The organism is Paraburkholderia sp. BR10923 (assembly GCF_040948765.1).
GTDB classification, from domain to species: Bacteria; Pseudomonadota; Gammaproteobacteria; order Burkholderiales; family Burkholderiaceae; genus Paraburkholderia; species Paraburkholderia youngii.
This window is the reverse complement of the sequence record NZ_JBFPKO010000071.1, coordinates 1-8,930: the sequence shown is the minus strand read 5'-3', so window position 1 is coordinate 8,930 and position 8,930 is coordinate 1. Positions and strand designations below refer to the sequence as shown.

Sequence of the window (8,930 nt, the reverse complement as noted above, 5' to 3'; positions counted from 1 at the left end):
GCCCGACCGGCGTTAAACCGGAGTTGCACACTCGTTTTCTCCGACGGAGCACGCAAATGGATATGCCTGGCCTGGCACAGCCCGCCCACATCTAGGCTTTTGATTAAACCTCGAATCGAGGGACAGTAGCGCTTCCTTGAACATAGACGGTCATTGAAAGATCGCAACGATAAACCGCGATTGTTGGTCAGGGGGAACGGCGATGTGCGTCGGCTGGACTCGGACGTGCCAGCAAGTGCTGTGGCGAAAGGCAACAGCTTCTCCTGAGCGCGGGGTAGGACCGCGCCACGTTGGCCCCAGTCTGCTGTATAGATGGAGCCAAAGAAATGAAGGGCGGATAGGTGGAGCTATCCGGGCCTTCATTTCCGGACACCATGTTCGCTAATTTTTTACTTCATCGATTTTCAGCGTTGTGGTGGGCGCGACGGTCATCCAGCGTGGGTACGGGCGAAGAGAGCGGGACTCGGTGATTTACGCGCTCAGCCAGTTCCCTGGATCGGCATTGACGGGCAGATCGATCCTGGCGCCGCAGCGGCGATCGAGCTCGGGGCGCCGAACCCGGAAGCTTCCGCCGGCGTCCAGAAGTGAGCCAGGTCCGGGCGCCAGGAAGACATCGCCACCCCCGTCCAGGTGCGCGCCGATTGCGCAGATGCCGGTGGATCGGGTAGGGTGGCGGCATCTTAGCGGAATTATCGTTGGGCGAGGGCCGCGTATCTTCCTCTGCCAGCCCGCTTCGACCACGCCGGGGCGCAGCGAGGACCACGGCCAAAAGTATAAGAAAACTCATCGTAATGTCGCGATGATGTGGCGTTCTTCCCTGGATATCACGCCTACTATCAAAGTCGTTGGCCGGCATCGCCGGCTTCCATCGCGGTTATCGATGCATTGATGCAGCGCCCTTGAAGTGATCGAGTTTAGCCGGGCTTCTTGGAGCACCGGCGGCTTCGGCGCGTTGCGCAACGTGATCAGCTGCAAGGTCCGTGGAGGCACCCCGTGGCCGAAGCCGGCCAGTGAAAAGTTACGGCCCCCGACGCCTGTATCCTGCCTTAAGCGCATCCACGACGAGTTGCACCGCCCGGGACGATTTGCGCCGACTCGTATAGTAGACGTGGTGCCCGACAAAGGTTGGGAACCAGTCTGCGAGAACCCAACTGAGCCGGCCAGCCTTCACATGAGCGTCCGCGAGATCCTTCGGTACATATGCAAGCCCGAAGCCGCCTAGCGCGGCATCGATCATCTGATACACGTTGTTGAACGTGAGCTGGCCCTCGACCCGGACCTGCAATTCACGCCGTCCTTTACAGAGTTCCCAGGGAAGCAGCGAATCCCTCGTTGGCAGTCGCAGGTTGATGCAGTTGTGCAGGGTCAGGTCGTGCGGCGTCTTCGCAAGGGGTCTTGACTGCAAGTAGTCGGGCGAGCCCACGATTGCCATCGTCATGTCCGGCGCAATGCGTACGGCGATCATGTCTTTGGCCACCTGGTCCCCAAGCCGCACGCCGATATCGTAGCGATCCGCGACGATATCCGCGAGGCCGTAGTCGTTCACCAGTTCGACCTTCAGCTCGGGATACTGGCGCAGGATGGTCTGCAGTCGCGGCCAGACGTAAGTATTTGCCGCATAGTCCGTCGTCGTGATCCGCACCGTTCCGGCCGGCCTATCAGTCATCGCGCGAAGCGACTCGAGCTCCGCCTCGATTTCTTCGAATCGTGGCCCGATCGACGCGAGCAACCGTTCACCCGCTTCGGTCAGCGATACGCTGCGCGTCGTGCGCGTCAGCAGTTGCAAGCCCATTCGCTCCTCAAGGCCGCGCACCGTCCGGCTCAACGCGGATTGCGACACGCCCAGTTGCGCGGCAGCTCGCGTAAAGCTGCGCTCCCGCCCGACCGTCATGAAACCGACCAGATCGTTGAAGTCTTCCATCGATTAATGCTCCACAGCATAAGGGCATGCCGATATTGCCATCTAGTCGCATGAATGGATAGTCGATAGATTAGCGACATCGGCTTTTATGCCTTTACAGCACATTGAGAGGATCAGTCATGGAACTGAAACGCGCGGGCTCACAGCCCTCGAAAAAAGGCCCGGAAGAGTGGTTCACCGGCACGGTACGGCTCGATCCACTCAACGCTCCGCCACCGCCGGCGCGCGTCTCGTGCGCAAGCGTCACATTTGAGCCGGGCGCGCGTACTGCCTGGCACACCCATCCGCTCGGCCAGACGCTGATCGTGACGGCCGGATGTGGCTGGACTCAGTGTGAGGGCGAGCCGCGCGTCGAAATTCGCGCAGGCGACGTCGTTTGGTGCCCGCCCGGTCATAAGCACTGGCATGGCGCCACTGCAACCACGGCAATGACGCATATCGCCATTCAGGAAGCGCTCGACGGCAAGAACGTCGAATGGCTGGAGAAGGTGCCCGATGAGCAATATCTTGGCAGTGGCGAGCAAAACTGATCAGACTCGGCACAGCCGTGATCATCGCGGCAGTGGTTCAGATTCCCTGATTGCATTCGCCGCCAGGTTCGTGTCTGCGGGTATCAAGATCGTGCGTGACGGTTCGCAGCCCTTCGGCGGAGCAACGCGGCGCGTCAGCGGCCAACCGTGAATCCGCCGGCTCTTTCAAGTCAACGCGGCTGTAGGGGCGCGATTTCGTACGAGCGGACCAGTGGACCGCAAGCCACAGTCATCCGCATGACCTGGCGCCGATTATCACGTTCGCTCTAGCGGAAAAGCAGGAAATCGCCTCTTGCGGCGTCGTGTCTATCCCGCCTCGTGTTAAGCGCAGGCACGGAGTCACTTCCACCCTCGTAATGACAGATCTCGCGCAGCAGGAGGCGCTTGATGGCAAGAACGTCACCTGGCTCGAACAGGTCACGGACGAACGATACCGTTGCCCGTGGGCGATGGCTCAAGCGGATGCCGTCGCTGGCCGCGGCGGGAGCCGTGACAATCCTGATCCCCCGCCTGCGCACATGCAAAGGAGTGAAATGATGCAAGAACCGTCGTCGCTCACCGACCTGAAGTCGGTTTCTCCGGCCTTGGAACACTATACGACCGACACTGTCCTCAACGGCCTGTGGAAGCGGCCGCAATTGTCGCCACGTGACCGCAGCATCGTGACCCTTTCGGTGCTCATTGCTCGCAACCAGACCGTGGAAATGCCGTTCTATTCTCGGCTGGCGCTCGATAACGGCGTGAAGCCCGCGGAGATATCCGAAATCATCACCCATCTGGCCTTTTACTCGGGATGGGCCAACGCAACAGCGGCTTCGGCCATCGTCAAACCTATATTCGACGAGCGTGGGATCGGCATAGACCAGCTCCCTCGCGCCGACGTGGCATTGCTGCCGCTAAACGAAGTTGCGGAAAAGCAGCGCGCGCAGACGGTGGAGGAGAATTTCGGCGCAGTGGCGCCGGGCGTCGTTCAATACACGACCGACGTCCTCTTCCGCGACCTATGGTTGCGCCCGGGACTCGCGCCACGCGACCGAAGTCTGGTCACGGTGAGCGCGCTCGTTGCGAATGGTCAGGTCGCACAAATCCCGTATCACCTGAACCGCGCTATGGACAACGGCCTCACGAGGGACGAGGCGTCCGAGATGCTGACCCAACTCGCTTTCTATGCGGGGTTGGCCAAACGTCTTTTCGGCGTTGCCAGTGTTCAAGGACGTGATTTCGAAGCGAGCCACGTCATGACCGAAGCTTCGGTGGGAGGCGATTGAGCGGAACAGTCGATCACCACGCATTAATGAAACTGCGCCTGCGCGGCTTCTCCGCTGGACGCAATTCCGCAAAGCTTCGAAAAGGAAGGAGAGCTTCATGACTGAAAATATCAACGGCAAGGTCGTCGTCATCACTGGCGCCAGTAGCGGTCTCGGTGCAGAAACCGCGCGCCATCTGTCGACGCTAGGAGCGAAACTTGTGTTGGGCGCACGCCGCCTTGATCGGCTGCAGGCCCTTGCAAGCGAGCTCGGACTCGACGCGAAGGCGATTTTGCAGACCGATGTGACCGACCGCAATCAGGTCAAGGCGCTGGTCGATCGAGGCGTCGAACTGCATGGCCGGATCGACGTCATTCTCAACAATGCCGGCCTGATGCCTAGCTCGATGCTCGACAAGCTCAAGGTCGACGAGTGGGATCGAATGATCGACGTCAACATCAAGGGCGTGCTGTATGGCATCGCGGCTGCACTGCCGTACATGCAGGCGCAGAAATCCGGGCAGATCATCAACGTGTCGTCGGTCGCGGGTCACAAGGTCGGTCCCGGCGGCGCGGTCTACGCCGGGACCAAGTGGGCGGTCCGGGCGATCTCTGAAGGGCTGCGTCAGGAAGTCAAGCCCTGGAACATCCGCACCACCATCGTCTCGCCCGGCGCGGTCGCCACCGAACTGATCCGGACGATTACCGATCAGGACGTCGCCACAGGCATGGCAAAGACGTACGAGAAAGCGATTCCGGCAAGCTCCTTTGCCCGGGTTGTCGCCTTCGCCATGAGCCAGCCGGACGACGTGGACATCAACGAAGTCCTCTTCCGTCCCACGAGCCAGGCGTACTGATGCCCACACTTTCGGCGCGGATAGGTCCGCGCGTTTGTCGTACTCAATCACTGGAGGATCAACCTCATGCCGCATGTCATCGTCAAAGCGTGGCCCGGGAAGACCGAAGAACAAAAGCGACGCCTCACCGAGGCAATCACTCGTGATGTGATGGATGTCCTGGGATACGGGCCTGAGTCCGTCTCGGTTGCTTTTGAGGAAGTCACACCGAACAGATGGAAGGAGGAGGTCTATCGTCCCGATATCGAGGCACGTTCAGACACGCTTTACAAGAAACCCGGATACAAAATGTAAAGGCACCTCTATGTCCGATTCACCTCTGGCGAGCACGGCCGAAGATTCTGTTGTCGCTACGCTGATGCCTGTCATGACCGCCGTGCTCGTCGGCTTTGCGATCATTGGCATAGCGCTTCCAGTTCTTCCTTTACATGTCAGCCGCGGTCTTGGCTTCGGGACCTTCGTAGTCGGCCTGGTGGCAGGCGCGCAGTTCGCCGCTTCACTCGTCTCGCGTGTCTGGGCTGGGTCCTATTCCGATAAACGCGGCGCGAAGCGCGGCGTGCTCGCTGGTCTGATTGCAGCGTCAGCGGCAGGGCTGCTCTATTTGTTGTCGCTCACCTGCGTTACGGTCCCGGCGCTATCCGTCGCGATCCTGCTGATCGGGCGCGCGGTGCTCGGCGGGGCTGAAAGCTTCATCATCACCGGTGCCGTCGCGTGGGGTCTCGGCCTCGTCGACAGGCAACACGCCGGGAAAGTGATCGCCTGGGTGGGGACAGCGATGTTCGCGGCATTGGCGCTGGGCGGCCCGATCGGAGCTACCCTGTACACATCATTCGGATTTGTCGCGATAGCGTTGATCACGGTGCTGCTGCCCCTGATCGTACTCGCTCTCTTGGTCCGGATGCCGGCAGTGGCGCCACGCCCCCACGCGGAGCACGCCTCCTTCGGCACGATCGTCGGAGCCGTCTGGCTGCCGGGGCTGGGCGCGGCGCTGGCCAGTATCGGCTACTGCGCGATCCTCGCGTTCAGTTCGCTCCTCTATACGGAGAGGCAGTGGCAGCCGGTTTGGATGGCTTTCACTGCCTTTGGTGTCGCACTTATCGCTGCGCGCGCGATTGCGGGTCATCTTCCTGACCGGTTCGGCGGTGCGAGAGTCGCCTTAATATTCGTGATTGTCCAAGCGACCGGTCTGCTGCTGATGGGACTTGCCGGGACGGCTCTCCTCGCGTCAGCAGGAGCCGCGATTGCCGGCCTCGGCTATTCACTCGTCTATCCAGGACTCGGCGTTGAGGCAGTGAGAGCTGCCTCGGCCAGAAATCGCGGGATGGTGATGGGCCTCTATACAGCCTTCCTCGATCTGGCGATGGCTGCGGGCAGTCCGGCGCTCGGATGGGTGGGTGGACACGCGGGCGTGCGTGCAGTTTTTCTGGTTAGCGCGATGACCGTCGTTTGCACCGCTGGCGTCGCTGTCAAGCTGCTTCGTCAGCACCGCGTAGCCCGATGAGTCTGCATGGGAGCGCTCATCAGCGCTTCCATGCAAGCGGCTCCTTACCGAACTGCTCTGGAGCGTTCTCCGCTGTGAGGTGCGTGTGCAACCTTGAACTGCCCTCGTAGCGAATCTGCCTGCTCTTCCGTAAGTGGCAAGTGCAAATCGTCTTATGGCAAACGGAACAGTGTATTTGCCTCAGACAGCGTGTCCTCGGCATCGACAGAGGCAAAGGACCGCCGTCACCGCACGCACGATCACCAGAACGGGCTTTCCCTCTTAAATCAAGTTCGCATTTCGACGCATGACATCTTTACATTGTACGTCGCTTCTTAAACAGTCTCGCGAGACAAGATCGAATGGAAGAGGACTACGTCCGCCCGGAGGAGATCGGATCGCTCAATCTTCCCGGCTCCTCGAACAATGTCCAGAAATCGAAGGACGCACCGGGAAGTTTGTCTAGAACTTGTGACGTATTGCCACCCGGAATACGGCCTGTCGATCGTTGCTCGAAGGCGTGATTCCATTAATTGACGCGACGGCGGCATTGCCAGTCGAGGAGGTGCCGCTTGCCTTTTGATACACTCCGATTGCGTACACATCTGTTCGCTTCGACAGGAAGTAGTCGACGCCAAGCGAACCCTGGTTATACGTCGCGCCTTCCACGCCATTTGCGCCACTATTCCTTGTGTAGACATACGAAGCACCAGCCAGCAGTGCCGGGGTAATCTGATATTTAAAGTTCAGCTCCGCGTTGTTGAACGTCGCAGTTCCGCTAATGCCGCCCGCCGGAACTGGACCTGACGTTCTGTCACCTAACGACATAAATTTGACGTTTGAATAGACCACCCCAACCGTTGCTGCCCCGATGCCGTATGCCGCACCTGCCGCGAAGACCTGCTGTGTATGGGCTGACGCGTATCCTGAGATCGTGGGCGACGCGCCGAAATTCGATCCTGGAACGCCGTTTACCGTAGGCGCGACAGTACCGCCAGCACCATAAAAAGAAGTATTCGGGTTGCGTACGTTCAGATATCCAATGCCTAACGTCAGCGGACCGTTCGAGTAGCCAGCGCCCAGCGACCAGATCTGATTGCGGGTGACATTTCCAGCAACGCCACCCAAAGCGTACACCCCGCCAAAGCGCAGCCCGCCATAATTGGCGCTGGTATATTTGATAGCGTTGTTCGTCCGCGCAGTATTGTTCAAGTTGTCGGTATCGCTTGGATGCGCGACATATGTGCCTCCCCATTGTTCGCCCGCCCCAAGAGGGCCTACATAGTCGACGACCGAATCGTACTGGCGACCCAGCGTCAAGGTGCCGTATGGACTCGACAGCCCAAGATAAGCTTGCCGACCGAACATTAGGCCGCCTTGCCCAAGCTTCCCGGTATTGACGTCGAAGCCATTTTCGATGGTGAATATTGCAGAAAGTCCTCCGCCCAGATCTTCGGTCCCTTTCAGACCAAATCGACTGCCTTGGATCACACCACTATACAAGTAGTATTGCCGGTGACCATCTGAGTTGGTATTGATATTGAGACCTTCATCGACGATACCGTAAAGGGTAACACTGCTTTGAGCGAGCGCAATTCCGCTTGTTATGCCGAAGACCAACCCGACCCCTACACAAAACAGCTTTCTCATGACTCAATCTCCATTGATTTATAAAAACGAAATTTATTTCTTGCCGTTATATTTATCGATCTTCAACGCCTCTTCCTCGTTTTTATAAACTTCACGCTGGTCACCATTAACCAACGAAAATTTCCGCAGTTAAACGTATAAACCGAGGCGAACAAATTTCCTTTGGGAAGGTAATTCACACTACAAATTTATAGTGAGAACATTTAAGCCGTTCAAACCTCCACGGCGGAGGTAAAGATCAATTCCAACCGGCGGTGGCCCGTCATCGTCATTCCGTTGTATGAAAATGAAATGTTGCCGCAGCGAGCGTTAGTACCGCGGCACCGCCGGCCGAGAGGAACGTGCCCAGTACTTGGTGCGCTTTCCACAACGTAAAGTGCCGCCTTGTCCTCTTATCACCAGCTGATAAACATTCCCATAATGTGTAGCACTACGAAGTGCATGGTAGCGACAATGACGATCTGAGCAGCAGAGGGTAGACGTCCCCCTCTTGTCTGCGAATTACACACATTCAAAGGCAGAAGATGCGTGGGAAGCGACGATCCCATTCTAAAGACGCGTCAGACTACGCACTAGCTCGCCCTTTGGTAAGGACCATTGCTTACGGCGCAAAGGCAGGCTGCTCTAGGCAAACCATCTATGCCACTGCGTCGCACCAGACGAGCACGTGCAGGATGGGCAATGATGCAATGTCAGTCGTCGATGGAAGGCTTCGCGTGAGGGCGGATGGATTGAGGGTAGTGGATGCGTCGATCATGCCGCACGTCACCTCTGGCAACACGAACGCACGGTCTCTGATGATCGGTGCGAAGGGCGCAGCGATAATCATCGTAGATGCGGTGTCCAGGCGCGTCAGTTAGGTATAAATTTGCTTCGGCATGCATCCGCGTCTTTAGGAGCAGCCGTCGTTGACAACTCGTGGCGCGTGGTAGAGAGGCGCGCCACACTGGAGGCCAGCGACGCTGAAGCTTTCGAGGGGCATTGAATGACGTCGGCTCGCACAGGCGCGTAGCCGTTGAGTGAGTTGTGTATCAGGTGGATTTTCCGCTGCTTTCCACTTGATGCTCTCGAGCATTCCCTGCGGTCGTTCAGCGTTCCAGGAGTTCCTGCCAACCGGGTCGATTGCCCATCACAACGCTGAGCGTCCGCATCAAATCTGCGGTTTACGGCGACGCAAATCCTTCGCGAGAACGGGGTATGGCCGTCGTCCGCTGCAGGTTAGGAATGAGGTCACGAATCTTTGCTT

6 protein-coding genes and 2 pseudogenes are annotated in these 8,930 nt (G+C 58.5%); 6 read left to right on the top strand and 2 right to left on the bottom strand.

Translation table 11 applies throughout. The features are described 5' to 3' along the window. Positions 1 to 1,018: 1,018 nt before the first annotated feature. Complete coding sequence (locus tag AB3X94_RS40665) at positions 1,019 to 1,921, bottom strand: LysR family transcriptional regulator (RefSeq protein WP_184225665.1); 903 nt, start codon at positions 1,919 to 1,921, stop codon at positions 1,019 to 1,021. A 119-nt stretch (positions 1,922 to 2,040) separates the two neighbouring features. On the opposite strand from AB3X94_RS40665, the gene AB3X94_RS40660 reads away from it, so the two are divergent. From AB3X94_RS40660 to AB3X94_RS40640, 5 genes and pseudogenes are all read left to right on the top strand, one after another. Beyond that, positions 2,041 to 2,451 carry a cupin domain-containing protein gene (locus AB3X94_RS40660; protein ID WP_184225666.1) on the top strand — a complete coding sequence of 137 codons (411 nt, stop codon included), beginning with the start codon at positions 2,041 to 2,043 and terminating at the stop codon, positions 2,449 to 2,451. A gap of 462 nt (positions 2,452 to 2,913) precedes the next feature. After that, positions 2,914 to 3,693, top strand: a pseudogene (locus AB3X94_RS40655) (carboxymuconolactone decarboxylase family protein). A gap of 123 nt (positions 3,694 to 3,816) precedes the next feature. Next, on the top strand, positions 3,817 to 4,554 hold the full coding sequence (locus tag AB3X94_RS40650) for an SDR family oxidoreductase (RefSeq protein ID WP_368614405.1): 738 nt from the start codon (positions 3,817 to 3,819) through the stop codon (positions 4,552 to 4,554). A 66-nt stretch (positions 4,555 to 4,620) separates the two neighbouring features. Beyond that, positions 4,621 to 4,848 (top strand): tautomerase family protein, encoded by a 228-nt coding sequence (locus AB3X94_RS40645; protein WP_368614404.1) that lies wholly within the window; start codon positions 4,621 to 4,623, stop codon positions 4,846 to 4,848. A 10-nt stretch (positions 4,849 to 4,858) separates the two neighbouring features. Continuing rightward, on the top strand, positions 4,859 to 6,055 hold the full coding sequence (locus tag AB3X94_RS40640) for an MFS transporter (RefSeq protein WP_368614403.1): 1,197 nt from the start codon (positions 4,859 to 4,861) through the stop codon (positions 6,053 to 6,055). Between the two features lie 441 nt (positions 6,056 to 6,496). On the opposite strand, the gene AB3X94_RS40635 is transcribed toward AB3X94_RS40640, so the two are convergent. After that, positions 6,497 to 7,684 carry a porin gene (locus AB3X94_RS40635; RefSeq protein ID WP_368614402.1) on the bottom strand — a complete coding sequence of 396 codons (1,188 nt, stop codon included), beginning with the start codon at positions 7,682 to 7,684 and terminating at the stop codon, positions 6,497 to 6,499. 644 nt (positions 7,685 to 8,328) lie between these two features. On the opposite strand from AB3X94_RS40635, the pseudogene AB3X94_RS40630 reads away from it, so the two are divergent. Beyond that, positions 8,329 to 8,544, top strand: a pseudogene (locus tag AB3X94_RS40630) (GMC oxidoreductase); the annotation flags it as partial. Positions 8,545 to 8,930 lie beyond the last annotated feature (386 nt).